This window comes from Ensifer sp. 22521 (assembly GCF_052044795.1).
In the GTDB taxonomy this organism is placed as follows: Bacteria; Pseudomonadota; Alphaproteobacteria; order Rhizobiales; family Rhizobiaceae; genus Ensifer.
Genome location: NZ_JBQENM010000003.1, coordinates 266,162 through 281,788 on the forward strand (window position 1 = coordinate 266,162; position 15,627 = coordinate 281,788).

The 15,627-nt window shown below is 63.5% G+C and carries 14 protein-coding genes; 5 read left to right on the top strand and 9 right to left on the bottom strand.

The genetic code is table 11. From position 1 onward, the window contains the following. Position 1: 1 nt before the first annotated feature. Positions 2-1,738, top strand: a complete 1,737-nt coding sequence (locus ACTJKE_RS05350; RefSeq protein ID WP_440691342.1) for a peptidoglycan D,D-transpeptidase FtsI family protein — start codon at positions 2-4, stop codon at positions 1,736-1,738. An 81-nt stretch (positions 1,739-1,819) separates the two neighbouring features. Here ACTJKE_RS05350 and ACTJKE_RS05355 read toward each other — a convergent pair whose 3' ends face one another. From ACTJKE_RS05355 to ACTJKE_RS05385, 7 genes are read right to left on the bottom strand one after another with little or no spacing between them, the layout of a single operon-like run. Continuing rightward, positions 1,820-2,875 (bottom strand): ABC transporter substrate-binding protein, encoded by a 1,056-nt coding sequence (locus tag ACTJKE_RS05355; RefSeq protein WP_440691344.1) that lies wholly within the window; start codon positions 2,873-2,875, stop codon positions 1,820-1,822. Between the two features lie 17 nt (positions 2,876-2,892). Next, a complete protein-coding gene (locus tag ACTJKE_RS05360; protein ID WP_440691346.1) occupies positions 2,893-4,035 on the bottom strand; it encodes an NAD(P)/FAD-dependent oxidoreductase in 1,143 nt (380 codons plus the stop codon). Further along, positions 4,032-5,435, bottom strand: coding sequence for an FAD-dependent oxidoreductase (locus ACTJKE_RS05365; protein ID WP_440691348.1), 1,404 nt, complete (start codon positions 5,433-5,435; stop codon positions 4,032-4,034). The genes ACTJKE_RS05360 and ACTJKE_RS05365 overlap by 4 nt, the downstream gene beginning before the upstream one ends. Next, entirely contained in the window at positions 5,432-5,743 is a 312-nt protein-coding gene (locus ACTJKE_RS05370; protein ID WP_440691350.1) for a (2Fe-2S)-binding protein, read from the bottom strand. The genes ACTJKE_RS05365 and ACTJKE_RS05370 overlap by 4 nt, the downstream gene beginning before the upstream one ends. A gap of 6 nt (positions 5,744-5,749) precedes the next feature. Next, a complete protein-coding gene (locus ACTJKE_RS05375; RefSeq protein ID WP_440691352.1) occupies positions 5,750-6,544 on the bottom strand; it encodes an ABC transporter permease in 795 nt (264 codons plus the stop codon). A gap of 4 nt (positions 6,545-6,548) precedes the next feature. After that, positions 6,549-7,421: an ABC transporter permease gene (locus ACTJKE_RS05380; protein WP_058322781.1), complete on the bottom strand. Its 873-nt coding sequence runs from the start codon at positions 7,419-7,421 to the stop codon at positions 6,549-6,551. Then, positions 7,421-8,479, bottom strand: coding sequence for an ABC transporter ATP-binding protein (locus tag ACTJKE_RS05385; RefSeq protein WP_440691354.1), 1,059 nt, complete (start codon positions 8,477-8,479; stop codon positions 7,421-7,423). Before ACTJKE_RS05385 ends, ACTJKE_RS05380 begins: the two co-directional genes overlap by 1 nt. A 334-nt stretch (positions 8,480-8,813) precedes the next feature. Between ACTJKE_RS05385 and ACTJKE_RS05390 the strand changes: the two genes are divergently transcribed. Next, the gene (locus ACTJKE_RS05390) at positions 8,814-9,638 is read left to right on the top strand and encodes an IclR family transcriptional regulator (protein WP_058322779.1); all 825 of its coding nucleotides are present in this window, start codon (positions 8,814-8,816) and stop codon (positions 9,636-9,638) included. Positions 9,639-9,668: 30 nt separating this feature from the next. Here the strand turns inward: ACTJKE_RS05390 and ACTJKE_RS05395 are convergent, their stop codons facing one another. After that, positions 9,669-10,355, bottom strand: a complete 687-nt coding sequence (locus ACTJKE_RS05395) for a TetR/AcrR family transcriptional regulator (protein ID WP_058322778.1) — start codon at positions 10,353-10,355, stop codon at positions 9,669-9,671. A 143-nt stretch (positions 10,356-10,498) separates the two neighbouring features. On the opposite strand from ACTJKE_RS05395, the gene ACTJKE_RS05400 reads away from it, so the two are divergent. From ACTJKE_RS05400 to ACTJKE_RS05410, 3 genes are read left to right on the top strand one after another with little or no spacing between them, the layout of a single operon-like run. Continuing rightward, positions 10,499-11,509, top strand: a complete 1,011-nt coding sequence (locus ACTJKE_RS05400) for an efflux RND transporter periplasmic adaptor subunit (protein ID WP_440691356.1) — start codon at positions 10,499-10,501, stop codon at positions 11,507-11,509. A 7-nt stretch (positions 11,510-11,516) separates the two neighbouring features. After that, complete coding sequence (locus ACTJKE_RS05405; protein ID WP_058322776.1) at positions 11,517-12,758, top strand: ABC transporter permease; 1,242 nt, start codon at positions 11,517-11,519, stop codon at positions 12,756-12,758. Continuing rightward, complete coding sequence (locus tag ACTJKE_RS05410) at positions 12,755-13,471, top strand: ABC transporter ATP-binding protein (protein ID WP_058322775.1); 717 nt, start codon at positions 12,755-12,757, stop codon at positions 13,469-13,471. The genes ACTJKE_RS05405 and ACTJKE_RS05410 overlap by 4 nt, the downstream gene beginning before the upstream one ends. A 14-nt stretch (positions 13,472-13,485) precedes the next feature. Here the strand turns inward: ACTJKE_RS05410 and ACTJKE_RS05415 are convergent, their stop codons facing one another. Next, positions 13,486-15,540 (bottom strand): calcium-binding protein, encoded by a 2,055-nt coding sequence (locus ACTJKE_RS05415; protein ID WP_440691358.1) that lies wholly within the window; start codon positions 15,538-15,540, stop codon positions 13,486-13,488. Positions 15,541-15,627 lie beyond the last annotated feature (87 nt).

Genomic DNA, 15,627 nt, shown 5'->3' on the forward strand with positions numbered 1-15,627 from the left:
TATGGTACGTCAGGTTCAGTCCCGCCCGGATCATCGCGGCCGGCTCCTGTTTGTCATCGGTGCTTTCGCGCTCGTCTTCGGCCTCATGCTCGCGCGCCTCGTCCAGCTTGGCGTCGCGGACTATGAGCGGACCGGCTACATACCGCCTCCGCCGAGCCTCGGCCGTCCATCGATCCTCGACCGAAACGGCAATCTTCTGGCGATCGACGTGCCGAGTTCCGGGCTTTATGCCGAACCACGGCTGATCGTCGATGTCGACGAGGCCGTCGAGAAGCTGACCGCGATCTTCCCTGACATCGACGGGCGCGATCTCTACCGACGGCTGAAGAGCGGCGCAGCCTTTGCCTGGATCAAGCGTCAGGTAACGCCGGCGGAGGAACAGGCCATCTGGAACGCCGGCATTCCCGCTATCGGCTTCCAGCGCGAGAAGCAGCGCTTTTATCCCAACGGATCGCTCGCCGCCCATGTGCTCGGCACCGTCGACATCGACAATATCGGCATTGCCGGTATCGAGAGATGGATCGAGGGACAGGGGCTGGAGGTCCTGCGCCAAAACGGCATGGATCTCTCCCACCGCAATCTCGAGCCGGTCAGCGTAACGCTCGATATCCGCATCCAGCATGCGCTCGAGACCGAGCTTCGCAAGGCGATCACCAAGTTCAGCGCCAAGGCGGGCGCCGGGCTGGTGCTTGATGTCACCAATGGCGAGATCCTGGCGCTCGTTTCCTATCCCGATTTCGACCCGAATCTGCCTGTCGATGCGCTAAAGCCCGATCGCATCAACCGCATCGCCGCCGCCACCTTCGAGATGGGCTCGACCTTCAAGGCGCTGACGACGGCGATGGCGCTCGACTCGGGCCAGTTCACCCTTCGCTCCGTCATCGACGCGAGCAGGCCGCTCGCCTTCGGCCGTTTCCGCATCAACGACTATCGCGGCCAGTATCGGCCGCTGACGCTGCCCGAAGCCTTCATCTACTCCTCCAATATTTCGATGGCGAAGATGGCGATTGCCGTTGGTCCGGAAAATCTGCGGACGTTCCTGACGCGGTTCGGGCAGATGTCGCGGCTGACGATCGAACTGCCGGAAAGCGCCTATCCGCAATTGCCGCGGCATTGGGGCGAGATCGATACGGCAACCGCCTCCTACGGTCACGGTATCGCCGTCACGCCGCTGCAGGCGAGCATCGCGGTTGCGGCGCTCGTCAATGGCGGCCGTCTCATAAGGCCGACGCTCATCAAGGGCGCGCCGCTCGAAGATCGTCTGCTGGCCCGCGACCTGATCAAGCCGGAGACCGGCGAGGCGCTGCGTTACCTGCTGCGGCTCAACGCCAAGACCGGCTCGGCGAAACGGGCGGGGGTTAAAGGCTATTTCATCGGCGGCAAGACCGGCACGGCCGAGAAGGTCGTGGGCGGACGCTATTCGAAGGAACTCAACATCACGTCCTTCATGGGCATCGTCCCGGTGGATAACCCGCGTTATCTCCTGCTCACCTTGCTCGATGAGCCGAGGGGCCTGCCGGAAACCTATGGTTTCCGCACCTCGGGCTGGAACGCAACACCGCTCGGAGGTGCGGTCTTCGAGCGCATCCTGCCGATGCTTGCGCTGATGCCCGATTTCGAGATCGCCGATGTCAGCTTTCCAGACATCAGTAGCCAGGGGACCTTTGGCTCACAGCTCTTTCCGTCTTCGGCGAGCAAGGGCGAACGCAACAGCCGTCCCATCGACGGCGCGCTCTGACGCGCGCCTTGCCTGAACCTAGCAACGCCCCCGTGGCTTCCACGAGGGCGTGTGCATGCGCGAACAAAGGTTAGCTAATGCTTACCTTTCGATCATGCGATTCCAGCGCTTGTTCCATTCCGGCCGGTTCTGGTTAATTGCATCCCAATCGAGAACCTTGGCGGTCTCCATGTTGCTCTTGAAGGTCGCAAGCTTCGCGTTCGCCGCATCCGTACCAGCCTTGGCATTGATGTTCGACGGGATGATGTTGCCGTTGTCGAGCGCCAGGCTCTGCGCCTCGGCCGAAAGCAGGTAGTGGGCGAGCTTCTGGCTGAGTTCCGGCTCGCTGTTGTTGGCGATCACGCACTCGGTGACGGCGAGCACGACCGAGCCTTCCTTGGGCTGCGCGTATTCAACCGGAATACCCTTATCCTTCAGGTTGTTGACGGCCGTCGGCGTCAGCGGGAAGATCGCCGCCTCGCCGGTCTGCACCATCTCCGAGATCTTGGCCGAGCTCGGGATGAACTCGATGACGTTCTTGCCGATCGTATCGGAGAACTTCTCGAAACCGGGCTCGACATTGGTCTCGCTGCCGCCCTGGATGCGGTTGAACATCAGGAAGGCGTGCAGGCCGAAGCTCGATGCCGAAGCGGACTGGAACACGACGGCGTTTTCGAACTTCGGATCGGCCATGTCCATCCACGAGGTCGGCGCCGGCCAACCCTTCTCGTCGAAGAGCTTCTTATTGTATGCAAGCCCGGTCATGCCCATGTCGACGCCGATCGCCATGTCGTCCTTGAGGCGCGCGGACGGCTGGATCTGGTCGAGCACCGGATCGGCGGCGATTTTCTGGCAGAGGCCGCCGCCGATCGCGCGCACCATCACGCCGTCGTCGAGCAGCATGACATGCATCTGCGGATTGTCCTTGGCGGCCGTCGCCTTGGCGAGGATATCGGCGGAGGTGCCGGGCACGACGACGACCTTGACGTCGTTCGCCTTCTCGAAGGGCGGCAGCACGTGTTCGGTATAGGCACGCTCGAAGTTGCCGCCGTTCATGCCTATATAGAGCGTCTTGGTTTCCGCCGACGCAGCGTTCTGCTGCAGGACAAAGGCCAGCAATGCGAGGGCCGTGGTTTTGGTAAGCCGTTGGTCGATCATGGTATTCCCCTTTCTGTTTACAACAAGGCTGCAGTTTCGACCGCCACCTTGCGGAAGCGGCCAATGGAAAAGGCGTCGATGGGCGTGGTGCTGCGGCCCTCGGTGACGAGCTCTGCGAGCACCTCGCCGACGGCGGGTGCTGTCTGGAAGCCCGCGCCGCAGAAGCCGAAGGCGTGGAAGAGGCCTGATGTCGTTTCGCTCGGGCCGATCACCGGGTTGCCGTCGGGCATCTCGGCCTCGGTTCCGGACCAGAAACGGATGACCTGGGCGTGCGCCAGATGCGGAAAGAGCGCGATCGCGCGCTGCATGACCGAGGAAGCAGCAGTCACCGACGGGCGCGAATAGTCCGGATCGCCAAGCGGCAGACCACGACCGCCGCCCATGACGTAGTTGCCACGGGCCACCTGCCGGCCATAGAAGCTGCCGCCCTGCTCGCCCATGCTGACAGGCAGACACAACGGCAGCGGCTCGGTGACGACCATCGAGGGGTAGATGCGTGTGAGTGGTACTGGCTCGCCGAAATGGGCGGCAAAGCGATCGGACCAGGCGCCCGCGCTGTTGACCAGTTGCCGGCAGCGGATCTCGATGCCGTCACCGGCAAGGATGACAAAGCCGTTGCCCGTCGTTGTGACCTCGCGCACCGGTGTCTGCTCAAGCACGGTGACACCGGCACGTTCGGCCGCCCTTGCAAAGGCGGGTGCCACCAGCCGCGGATTGGCATGGCCGTCATCGGGGCAGAGCGACGCGCCGACCGCCTTCGCCGAAAGCCAGGGAAACCGCTCAGTCAGCGCTGCTCCGGCGACGAGCTCAAGCCCGAGACCGTAATCCCTTGTTGTCTCGGCATAGGCCTCGAGCTTGGCGAAATCCTTCTCGGTGCGGGCAAGCTTCAGATGGCCGGAGCGGACATATTCGGCATCGATGCCGATCATTGCCTTCAGTTGCGGCCAGATGCGGTGCGACCGCTGCGAAAGCGGCAATTGCTCCGGAGGGCGACCCTGCCGGCGCACGCCGCCATAGTTCACCCCGCTTGCCTGGGCGCCGCAATAACCTTTGTCGAGCAGCGCGACGGAGAGCCCGGCCTTGCGCATGGCAAGCGCTGCGGAGCTGCCGACCAGCCCGCCGCCGATGATCGCGACGTCGACGGAGATGCGCCGGCTCATGAGCGGGTCTCCGTTTCGACACCAGCGCCAAAACCGAGCGGGATCGGCTTGACCGGCGCCTGGGCACGTAGACGGCCGACCGCGCCGGCGGAGGTGCCGCATGCAGCACTCAGGAGCTCGGCCGCAGCAGCAGAGCACATCCGCCCCTGGCAACGGCCCATGCCAACGCGGCTCAACGCCTTCAGGCGGTTGATCTCGGTGACGGACCCATTCGCAATAGCGCGGCGCCCTTCGGCGATGGTGATCTCCTCGCAACGGCAGAGCATCGTCTCATCCGGTACGGTCTCGAACCAATCGTCCGGGAAGGGAAAGGCGCGTTCGAGGATGTCGCGCTGGCGCAGGATCGCGTCACGCGCCGCCACCAGGCGGGTCGTATCCGCCGACCTTTGACCCATGTCCTGAAGCAGGGCGGCAGCCGCGAGCTCGCCAGAGATTTCCGCTGCATCCGCACCGGCAATTCCACTGCCATCACCGGCGACATAGACATCCGGCCGGCTCGTGCGCCCCATGGCGTCGCGCTCCGGCAACCAGGCGCGGTCGCGCTCGTTGAAGCGAAAGCGACAACCGGCAAGATCGGCAAGCTGGGTTTCCGGCCGGAGCGCGAAGCCGTAGGCGAACGCGTCGCAGGCAATCGTCTCGACGACATCGCCCTTGAGCGTCCGTCGACGGAAACGCAGACCTTCGACTTGGCCCTTGCCGAGAACCGCCTCGGGCCTGGCGCCATAACGGATCTTCACGCCGGCAAGCTGGAGCTGCAGCCCGTAGAAGAGACCGAGCGCAACGATGCGCGGCGCTTGAACGGCGAGCGACAGCAGGTGTCGCTTCGATGTGGCGGGCGCGGTATCGAGCACAGCTCCGACGCGCGCACCGGCCTTCATGTATTGCCAGGCAACGAGATAGAGCAGCGGCCCGGACCCCATGAAGACGACGCGGTCGCCGATCGTGCACCCTTGCGCTTTCAGCGCTGTCTGCGAGGCACCGAGCGTATAGACGCCGGGCGTCGTCCACCCTGGGAACGGCAGCACGCGATCGGTCGCACCGGTGCAGAGGATCAGCTGCGAAAAGCCGACCTGCCTATGAACGCCTGATGAAAGAATATCGAGCTGATTGCCGCGCTTGGGGGCGGAGATATTCCAGACCAGCGTTTCCGGCCGGTAATCGATGGCAGGCAGCAGCGCCTCGAAGGCTTGATGCAGCCTTTGTGCTTTGCCGGCTTCCGAACCATAGCGTCTCCGGTAGGATCGTCCGTCCTCGATCAGCGGGCGGCGATAGATCTGCCCGCCGGCTTGCTGGCCTTCGTCGAGCACGATCGGCCTGAGGCCGGCGCGGACGAGGCGCTCGGCAGCACGAATGCCAGCGGGGCCTGCACCGACGATAACCGGCTGCAACGGCTCACTCATGAGCGGCCCCCGCCATGGCCGTCGAGATCGGTGATGAAGGCCATGCCCTGCTCAAGCGCCGTGCTGCAGGCCCTGACGCGGCTGCCATTCACCAACATCACGTAGCAATCCTGGCAGGCGCCGATCAGACAGAAGCCGGCCCGGTCCTCGCCGGTGAATTCGCTCTGCCGCAGACGGCCGCTGACGGAGAGGATCGCCGTCAGCACCGTGTCGCCGCGGCGACCGGTTTCGAGCACGCCATTCAGCGTGAAGGGCACAGGTGTCTCGTCCAGGCGGTAGCGCCGCCGGAATTGTGCATGCATCGACATCGGATCTCAGCCCTTGCCCACCAGCAACCGGTCGAGACCGAACAGCCGATCGAGAATGATCATGGTAACGGTGGCAAGCGCGATCATCAGCGTCGAAACCGCCGCCATCATCGGGTCGATGGATTCGCTGGCATACATGTACATGCGCACTGGCAGCGTCACGGTGGACGGCGAGGTCACGAAGATCGACATCGTCAACTCGTCGAAGCTGTTGATGAAGGCGAGCAGCCAGCCGCCGCTGATGCCCGGCAGCATGAGAGGCATGGTGATCCGGCGAAACACCGTCCATTCGGCGGCACCCAGCGTGCGCGCCGCATTCTCGGCATTGCGATCCATGCTGGTCAGCGACGCGAGGATCAGGCGCAGCGTATAGGGCGTGACGACGATCGCATGGGTGGCGACCAGCCAGGCGAAGGAGCCGCCCATGCCCATCAGCGAGAAGAGACGCAGGAAGGCAACGCCGAGAACCAGGTGCGGGATGATCAGCGGCGACAGGAACAGCGCATTCAACGCTTCGCGGCCGCGGAACTCGTAGCGGGTGATTGCCAAAGCCGCCGGAACCGCAAACACGGTGGAGATGGTCGCCGAAAGCAGCGCGAGCCGGACGCTGTTGTCGAAGGACGACATGAAATCGGCGTGATGGAAGACCGCCTCGAACCAGCGCAGCGAAAGCCCGTTCCAGGGCATCGTCAGCGTGTTCTCCGGCGTAAAGGCGACCAGGCAAACGACCACCATCGGCGCCAGCATGAAGACGACGACGAGGCTATGGAAGGCGAGAGCTATGGGTCCGTTTCTCTGCATGGCTTCAACCCAGCTTGCGCTTCGCCTGCCGCTCGATGAGGCGGTTATAGGCGAGCATGATCACGAGATTGGCGACGAGGACGATGATCGCGATGGTCGCGCCGAGCGGCCAGTTGAGCTCGATCAGGAACTCGTCGTAGACGAGCGTCGCCGCCATTTTCAGCCGTCGGCCCCCGAGCAGGCCCGGGATGGCGAAAGAGCTGGCCGACAGCGCAAAGACGATCAGACTTCCGGAGAGGATGCCGAGGGCCGCCTGCGGGAAGACGATGCGGCGAAGGGCCGTGAAGCGCGAGGCGCCGAGGGTGAGCGCTGCCGCCTCGACCGTCGGATCGAGTTTCTGCAGAACCGTCCAGACCGGGATCACCATGAACGGCAGCATGATGTGCACGAGGCCGATGACGATCGCCGTCTCGGTGTAGAGAAGCTGGACCGGGTCGACGCCAACAATGGCAAGTGCGCTGTTCACGAAGCCGTTCTTGCCGAGCAGCATGCTCCAGCCGAAGGTGCGCACCACCACGGAAACGAGCAGCGGACCAATAATCACCAGGAGGAAGATCGACCGCCAGGGCTTGCGCATGTTCGAGAGAATATAGGCCTCCGGCACGCCGATCAGCACGGTGATGACCGTCGTTAGCAGCGCCAGACGCAGCGTGCGCCAGAAGGTCGAAAGATAGTATTCGTCTTGCAGCACCGTCAGGTAATTGGCGAAGGTGAAGTCGCTCTGGATGCCGGCCGTATAGTCGTAGCTGTTGAAGGAAAGAATGACCGTCAAGAGCAGCGGCAAGAGGACGAGGCCGACGAAGAACAGGGTCGTCGGCCCTGAGAGTGCCAGCGGCGCGAGCAGGCGCGGCTTGATGGCGGACGTGGCGGCGCTCATCAGTTCGCCGCTCCGGCCAGCACACGACAATCGGCGTTCTGCCAGGCGAGCCCGACGGTTTCGCCTTCCATCGGCGGCGGCGCGCCGAGATTGGGAACCGCAACGGCAAGAACGCCTGCGGGGGTCTCGGCGCTGACCAGCCATTGGCTGCCCATGAAATAGCGCGTCGTCACCTTGCCCTGGATCTGGCCTTCAGTCGGTTCCGTCAGCCGCAGCTTTTCCGGACGGATGAAGACCGAGACCTTGCCATCCGGCTCGCGACGATCGGTGTTGAAGCGGATCGGCGTGTTGTCGATGCTGATCGACGCGCCTTTGCCATTGAAAGCCGCGGTCGCGCGCAGGAAATTGGACTTGCCGACGAAGGACGAGATGAAGTCGTTGCGCGGATGCTCGTAGAGCTCGTAGGGCGTGTCGACCTGGGTGATGCGCCCCTTTTCCATGACCACGACGCGGTCGCTGATCGACAACGCTTCCGCCTGGTCATGGGTCACCATGATCGTGGTGATGCCGACGGTCTGCTGGATGCGGCGCAGCTCGAACTGCATCTCTTCGCGAAGCTGCGCGTCGAGGTTCGACAGCGGCTCGTCGAGCAAGAGCACCGGCGGATTGATGACGAGCGCACGGGCGATCGCGACGCGCTGGCGCTGACCGCCGGACATCTCGCGCGGGTAGCGATCGGCAAGGGCCGAGAGATGGACGAGTGCCAGGATTTCCTTGATGCGCCTGTCGCGCTCCGCCTTTGCGACCTTGCGCATCTCCAAGCCGAAGGAGACGTTCTGGGCGACGGTCATGTGCGGGAAAAGCGCGTAGCTCTGGAAAACGACGCCGAGTTCACGCTGCGGCGGCGGCAGGTGGGTGATGTCGCGCCCGCCCATGGTGATCGCGCCGGCAGAGGGACGCACGAGCCCGGTGATCATCTGCAGGGTCGTCGTCTTGCCGCAGCCGGACGGGCCGAGCAGCGAGATGAACTCGCCCTTTTCGACCGCCAGATCGAAATCGTGAACGGCCGCAACCGATCCATAGAACTTGGAGACCTTCTCGAGGTTCAGGAAACTCATGCTCACTCTCCCGTGGGTCGCTGCCCCCAGGGATCGCCTGCCCCGTTTTTCTTGTCGGCGATCCCGGCGGCGACGACACGTCGTCAACCATAAAACCTCATCCCAGGCGATGCGATTTCCGCCGGACGCAACCGCGACGACAAAGGCGCGATTTCGCGATCGGGATAGCCTCCCGGCTATCCACGTTGTGGCGCATCCACCCTCAAGAAAGGCTTGTGAATTAACTCCAGGAAATTGACGAAAAACACAAATGCAATTTTCTATTTTGGAATTTTTTGTTAGAGAAATCCGATATACGGAATCCCGTCATGTGAATATTGAAAGATTTGCGCGTATGTCGGAATCAGAGAATGCAGGAAGCTCCAGCCTTTCCAAGGCGATCCACATCCTGAAAGATCTCGCGGAGAACGCGACGGAGGGTGTGCGGGTGATTGATCTCGCGCGCAGGCTGAATCTCACCCAGCCGTCGGCGCACCGGCTGCTGAAGAGCCTGATCGCCGAAGGGCTCGTCGAGCAGATGCCGGAAGGAAAATCCTATCGTCTGTCGTTGGAGTTCTTCTCGATCGCGTCGCAGGCGCGCAGGCGCGAAGGCATTCTCGACATCGCCCGCCCATCGCTTCTCAGGCTCTCGGCCACCTTCAACGACACCGTCTTCCTGCTGGTGCGCAGCAATTTCGACGCGATCTGCCTCGACCGGGTCGAGGGGCCCTTCCCGATCCGCTCCTTTACCGGCGACATCGGCGGCAAGGTGCCGCTCGGCATCGGCCAGGGCAGTATCGCCATTCTCGCCCACCTGCCGGAGGAGGAGCGGGAAGCGATCATCAAGTTCAACATGCCGCGCATCATGGACCGGGCTGCGATCGACGAGGTGGATCTGCGCATCAAGATCGAAGAGGTCAGGCGGATCGGTGCCGCGCAGATGAACTTTGAAATGATCGAGGGCATGGCCGGCCTCGGCGTGCCGGTGCTCGACCGCAACGGCATTGCAGTCGCCTCTTTAAGTATCGGCACGCTGGCATCGCGCCTGACGGAAACGCGAAGCGGCACCATCACCGATCTCCTGAAGGCCGAGGCGCAGGCAATCAGCAGCAAGCTCAACCCCTTCGACCCGACACTGCGCTATCCGGCCTCCGCCTTGCGTGCCGCGCAGAAGAGCTGAGAGACGCACACGTCGCAGCGCAGCGACAGCTCACGCCTCCAGGAAGGCGCGGGCGAAGCCCGGCTCGGTCACCTCGATCGAGCCATCCGGAAGCTTCAGGAAGCGCTCGATCGCGGTGCCGTAGGTTCGCATCCAGCCATCGAGCATCGCCGCGGCGCCATCGAGATCGCCAGCCTCGTAACGTTGCAGCGCCTTGTACATCACCTTGGCGACGCTCACGCGCAGTTGCAGCAGCATCAAGGCTGCTGCTTCCGGATCGGGCGCATCGAGCGTCCCCTCCTCATGCCCGCGCCGCAGCATCTCGGCGACCAGGGGTATGCTCACCGCCAGCAGGGCCTCGTCGATGCGGTGATAGAGAGCAACGTTTTCGGGCTTGAAAAGCGCGTTGAAGGTGTTCTTCAGCTGCGGCGCCATGTCGAGTTTCAGCCGCCTCGAGCCGGCGAAAAGTGCGTTCAGCTGCCCGACCGCATCAAGCGACGGGTCGTCGAAAAGCGGCTGCAACTCCTTCAGGTTCCGCTGCGCCAGGCGAGTGGCAACCGCCTCCAGCAACGCCTCCTTCGAAACGAAATAGTGGTAGAAGGCGCCCTTGGAGACATTGGCCTCACGGATGACGTCGTTGACCGTCGTATTCTCGTAGCCGTGTTGGAAGAACAGCCGCTCGGCACAATCGATCAGCTCGTTCGATCGGACTTCCGGCGATTTTTTCGTTCTGACCATAAGCACTCCAGAACAGCGGCTTAGCACGGGTTCACAGCGCGGTCCACGACGCTCCTGATGGCAAGGGTAACACGCATCCTTGAAACAAACCGACCGTCGGTCTATTTATACAGAACAGACTGGAAGCATTCAAGGAGCGTCTCGTGCAGCTGGCTCGTTTTGCAATCGGAGGGGCGGTTATCGTCGCCATCGGCGCGGCGGTTTCCTGGTATCTGTTTCGCCCGGTTCCCGTGTCCATCATTGCGCCAAAGCGCGGCGACGCGGCGGAGATCATCTATGCGGATGGCGTCGTGGAGCCGCGCACCTGGGCGAAAGTCACACCTACGGTCGCCGAACGGATCGTCGAACAATGCAATTGCGAAGGTGAACGTGTCGCCAAAGGCGATGTGCTCGCCCGCCTCGACGACACCGAGGCACGGGCAGCACTCGGCGAACTCCAGGCACGGCTGACGCTGGCGCAGGAGGAGTATCGGCGCAAATTGGCGCTCTCAGAACGCAGCACGATCAGCGAACAGGAGGTCGACCGGGCACGCAGCGAACTCGGCCAGCTCGAGGCCCTCGTCGCCGGCCGTCAGGCGCGGCTTGCGACCTATGTGCTGCGCGCGCCGAGCACCGGCCAGGTGCTCAGGCAGGACGGCGAGATCGGCGAAGTCGCGGATCTCGGCACGGTACTCTTCTGGGTCGGGGAACCGAAACCGCTGATCGTCACGGCCGACGTCAACGAAGAGGATATTCCGCGCGTCGAAGTCAGTCAGCGCGCGTTGTTGCGATCGGATGCCTTCCCCAACCAGAAACTCGAGGCGACGGTCGACAGCATCACCCCCAAGGGCGACCCGGTGACGAAGACCTATCGCGTCCGCTTCCGCCTGCCCGACGACACGCCGCTTCGGATCGGCATGTCGACCGACGTCAACATCATCGTGCGGGTATCGCATGGTACCTTGATCCTCCCGACCGTGGCGCTGGAGGGGACAAAGGCTGCGGTGATCGACGGCAATCATGCCAGGATACGGGAATTGAAAACGGGCATACGCGGCCCCGACGGCGTCGAGATTCTCTCCGGTCTGGAAGATGGCGCGCGCGTCGTCTCCCCCTTCCCGACCGGCCTTGCCGATGGCACGCGCGTCAAGGTCACGCCCGTCCCGGGAACATGAGCTCGCCATGCGCCTCATCCTCGACCTCGCACTGACCCACATCTCCGGCCGCGGCCGGCAGACGATCGTCGCGATGCTGGGCGTTGCGGTCGGCGTCGGGTTCTCCATCGCCATGGCAGCTCTGATGCAGGGCGGCCAGGACGATTTCGTCCGCCAGCTCGTCGACACGATGCCGCATGTCCAGGTGACCGACGAGCAGCGGACGGCGCGGCGGCAACCGGCAGAAGACCTGTTCGATGCAGCGGCCATTTCCGGCCTCAGGCCACGCGACGATCGGCGCGGCATCATCAACCCCACCGCGGCACTCTCCTGGCTCGATGGCTGGATCCCGGGCCGCTTTGCCGCCACCCTCAAGGCGCAAGGCGTCATCCGCTATTCCGGCCAGGAGGTCGGTGCTGCCGTCATCGGCATCGATCCGCAGGCGGAACCCGGCGTCTCGCCGATTATCGGAGACTTCAAGGCCGGCAGCTTCGCCGCACTTGCCGCCGGCGGCAATAATGTGGTGGTCGGCGATACGATGGCCTCCCGGCTCGGCGCCAAGCTCGGCGATACGCTCACCGCCGTCTCTTCGGAAGGGCTCAGCCGCCGCTTCAAGATCGTCGGTCTCTTCCACACCGGCACGACGGCGCGCGACGAGGGCGAAGCCTATGTGTTGCAGAAGAACGCGCAGATCCTCTCGGCCCGGCCAAACGCGATCAACGAGATCAACATCAAGCTCGACGATCCGAACGCGGCGCCCACGGTGGCGCGGCGCATCGAGGCGGAACTCGGCTACAAGGCGGTTGCCTGGCAGGATGCGAACGAGTCGATCCTCGAGGCGCTCGTCGTGCGCAACGTCATCATGTACACGGTCGTTGCGGCGATCATGCTGGTCGCAGGCTTCGGTATCTTCAACATCATCTCGACGATCACGCACGAGAAGGCGCGCGACATCGCCATCATGAAGTCGCTCGGCTTCACCGAGGCCGACATGCGCATCCTGTTCGTGCTCGAAGGTGTGGCGATCGCGACAGCCGGCACGCTGCTCGGTTGGTCGCTCGGCTTCGCCATGGTCTATGCGCTCTCGCTCGTGCGCTTCGAGATATCCGCGACCGGCCAGGAAATGACCCGGCTACCGATCGCCTGGAGCATGCTGCACTATCTGATCGCCGCCGCCTTCGCGCTCGGATCGGCGGCCGTCGCCGGCTATTTGCCGGCAAGGCGGGCGGCCCGCGCCAATCCCGTCGACATCATCAGGGGCGCGACATGAGCACGCTGATCGAAACAAGGGATCTGACGCGCATCCTCAGGGAGACGGTGCCGGTTACCCTGGTGAAAGACATCTCTCTTGTTATCGGCGAGCAGGAGTTCGTCGCAGTCACCGGCCCGTCAGGCTCGGGCAAGTCGTCGCTCCTCTATCTGCTCGGCCTGCTCGACCGGCCGACCGGCGGCACGCTCGTGATCCGCGGCCGCAACACGGCCCGGATGGACGAGGACGAAAGGGCCGCCACGCGGCTTGCCAATATCGGCTTCGTCTTCCAGTTCCATTTCCTGCTGCCGGAATTCACTGCCCGCGAGAATGTCGAGATCCCCATGCGCAAGCTCGGTCGCCTTGGCCGGAACGAGATGCGCCAAAGGGCGAGCGATCTGCTTGCAGCACTCGGCCTTGCCGATCATTTCGACAAACGGCCAGACCAGCTTTCGGGCGGCCAGCGCCAGCGCGTGGCCGTGGCCCGCGCACTGGCCAACGATCCGCCGCTGATCCTTGCGGACGAGCCGACCGGCAGCCTCGACAGCCAGAGCTCCGAACAGGTCTTCAAGATCCTGGAAACGCTGGTGCGCGAGCGGGGAAAGACGGTGGTCGCAGTCACCCACGACCTCGACATGGCCTCGCGCATGGACCGGCGCCTTCATTTGATCGATGGGCGCCTGACCACGGAGGCGGACAGGGCCTCAGGCGAAGGCGTGTTGCCGGACACCTGACGCCCGGCGAAACCTCAGCCGAGGCCGAAGACGACATCGCTTTCCGTCAGAACCGAAAGCGAAACGTCCTCGATCAGAATGCCCTCGGCATCTGAACCGTTGAAGGCGACGAACACGCCGTCGGCCGTATCGTGCGCAGCAGCGAGAAAATCGGCATAGCTGTGAATGCCCATGGCGTCCTGGGCGTCCTCGGAAAAGGCGATCCGATCGCCCAGCCTGCCGTTGAAATCAAGGATGCGATCGAGACCGGCTTCGCCGGAGGTTTCCGACGACCAGAGAAACGTGTCGGCGCCGCTGCCGCCCGTCAGCCGATCGGCGCCATTGCCGCCGCTCAAGAGGTCATTTTGCGAACCGCCGTCGAGGATATCCGCACCGTCACCGCCGAAGAGCTGGTCGTTTTCCGAGGCGCCGCTCAGCGTGTCGTTTCCGCCGCGCCCGTCGAGGATGTCGTTGCCGCTCGACGAATAGAAGGTGTCGTTGTCTTCGGCGCCGCGCAGCACGTCGTCGTAGCGCCCGGACGTGACGTTGAAATATTCGACATTGGCGAAAGTCAGTCCGGTATGCGTTACGCCGCGTGCCGCATCGAAATCCGTCGCTTCAGGCAAGCCGCCATAGTTGAGGTTCAACAGATCCCGCCCTTCACCGCCATCGGCCTCCCCGAGGTAACGGGCATTGATCGTGTCGTTGCCCGCACCGCCGCGCAGGATCGACGCGACGCCAAGCGAACCGCTGCCGGGAAAGGTGTCCTGCAGCCAATCATCGCCAGCGCCGCCGTCGAGCACGTCGCTGCCACCGTCATTGGCGAGCGTATCCCGGCCATCCCCGCCAAAAGCCACGTCGTCGCCAGTGCCCGTCTCGATCATGTCGTCTCCGGCGCCCGCATCGATATAGTCGTCGCCCTCCTCGCCATCGAACCGGTCACGCCCGGCACCGCCTTCTATGTGATCGTCCCCGGCGCCGGCATCGACTATGAGATAGGTAAGATCACCCGCGCTGACCCGGTCGTTGCCGCTGCCGAGCGCGAGGCTCACTTCTTCAAATCCGCGCAGCACGGTACCGGTCGAAACCTTGCCAGCGGCGAAATCGATGGTGAGATCGCTCGTGCGCTGCATCTCGCTGATATAGAGCCAGTCCTGGCCCGCACCGCCGTCGATCTCGGCGGAGTAGAATGTGGAGATGATCTGGTCACTGCCGTCGCCGCCAAATAGACGGTTGGCACCGAGCCCGTCCGTGATCCTGTCGTCGCCCGCGCCAGCATCGACGACATCGTTGCCGCCGGCCGTCTCAATAACATCGCCAAGCGCGCTTCCCGTAACACGGTCGCTCCCGCGTCCGGTCATCAGCACAACCCGCTCGACATCCTGATGCTGGACGAAGAGGTGCCGCTCCGTCTGCGTCCCGTCTCCGATAATGCCGTGACCATTCGCCAGGTTGAACACGACCGGAGCAGTCGATCCCGAAAGATCGACGACCAGGGTATCGTCTCCGGCACCACCAAAAACGGTGCTGCCCGTCCCGACGAGAACAAAGCGATCGTTTCCATCGCCGCCATCGAGACGATCGTGTCCGCCTGTATTGGTGATGATGTCGTTTCCCGCGCCCGCATTGACGACGTCGATGCCGGCTCCGGTCGAGATCCGGTCGCTCCCGGCGGTCCCCGTGATCCGGTCGTCGCCGCTGCCGGCAAGAAGGCGCAGCCACTCGATATCGTGGAAGAAGACATGCTGGCTGACAGCGCTCGGATCGCCAACATAGCCATGGCCGCCGGCACCGTTGAAGACCATCCGGTCGGCGCTTTGCGAGAAGTCGACGACGAGACCGTCGAAACCCCTGCCTCCGGTAATGGCCCCGCCGGTCCCGGTGAGAACGATCTGGTCACTGCCGTCGCCGCCGTCGATCCGGTCGTAGCCGCTCGAGCTCGTCAACATGTCGTCATGCGCCCCGCCGTCGACAAAATCGTCGCCGCCGCCGCCATCGATCGTGTCGAAGCCGACGAGGCCCCAGATGCGGTCGCTTTCCTCGGTGCCCTTCAAAACGTCGCCCGCAGACGAGCCTACGATCTTCGCCATATCGCTATCCTCTTCGATCGACTTAAGAATATTCTCAAAGACTCGAATATACATCCCGATTAGTGAATGTATTACAAGGATGGCACA

Excerpts from the sequence above, each read along its gene's own strand:
- ACTJKE_RS05365 (WP_440691348.1), bottom strand. The coding sequence starts at position 5,435 with ATGAGTGAGCCGTTGCAGCCGGTTATCGTCGGTGCAGGCCCCGCTGGC.
- ACTJKE_RS05390 (WP_058322779.1), top strand. The coding sequence starts at position 8,814 with ATGTCGGAATCAGAGAATGCAGGAAGCTCCAGCCTTTCCAAGGCGATC.
- ACTJKE_RS05405 (WP_058322776.1), top strand. The coding sequence starts at position 11,517 with ATGCGCCTCATCCTCGACCTCGCACTGACCCACATCTCCGGCCGCGGC.
- ACTJKE_RS05395 (WP_058322778.1), bottom strand. The coding sequence starts at position 10,355 with ATGGTCAGAACGAAAAAATCGCCGGAAGTCCGATCGAACGAGCTGATC.
- ACTJKE_RS05360 (WP_440691346.1), bottom strand. The coding sequence starts at position 4,035 with ATGAGCCGGCGCATCTCCGTCGACGTCGCGATCATCGGCGGCGGGCTG.
- ACTJKE_RS05375 (WP_440691352.1), bottom strand. The coding sequence starts at position 6,544 with ATGCAGAGAAACGGACCCATAGCTCTCGCCTTCCATAGCCTCGTCGTC.
- ACTJKE_RS05370 (WP_440691350.1), bottom strand. The coding sequence starts at position 5,743 with ATGTCGATGCATGCACAATTCCGGCGGCGCTACCGCCTGGACGAGACA.
- ACTJKE_RS05385 (WP_440691354.1), bottom strand. The coding sequence starts at position 8,479 with ATGAGTTTCCTGAACCTCGAGAAGGTCTCCAAGTTCTATGGATCGGTT.
- ACTJKE_RS05410 (WP_058322775.1), top strand. The coding sequence starts at position 12,755 with ATGAGCACGCTGATCGAAACAAGGGATCTGACGCGCATCCTCAGGGAG.
- ACTJKE_RS05350 (WP_440691342.1), top strand. The coding sequence starts at position 2 with ATGGTACGTCAGGTTCAGTCCCGCCCGGATCATCGCGGCCGGCTCCTG.
- ACTJKE_RS05380 (WP_058322781.1), bottom strand. The coding sequence starts at position 7,421 with ATGAGCGCCGCCACGTCCGCCATCAAGCCGCGCCTGCTCGCGCCGCTG.
- ACTJKE_RS05355 (WP_440691344.1), bottom strand. The coding sequence starts at position 2,875 with ATGATCGACCAACGGCTTACCAAAACCACGGCCCTCGCATTGCTGGCC.
- ACTJKE_RS05415 (WP_440691358.1), bottom strand. The coding sequence starts at position 15,540 with ATGGCGAAGATCGTAGGCTCGTCTGCGGGCGACGTTTTGAAGGGCACC.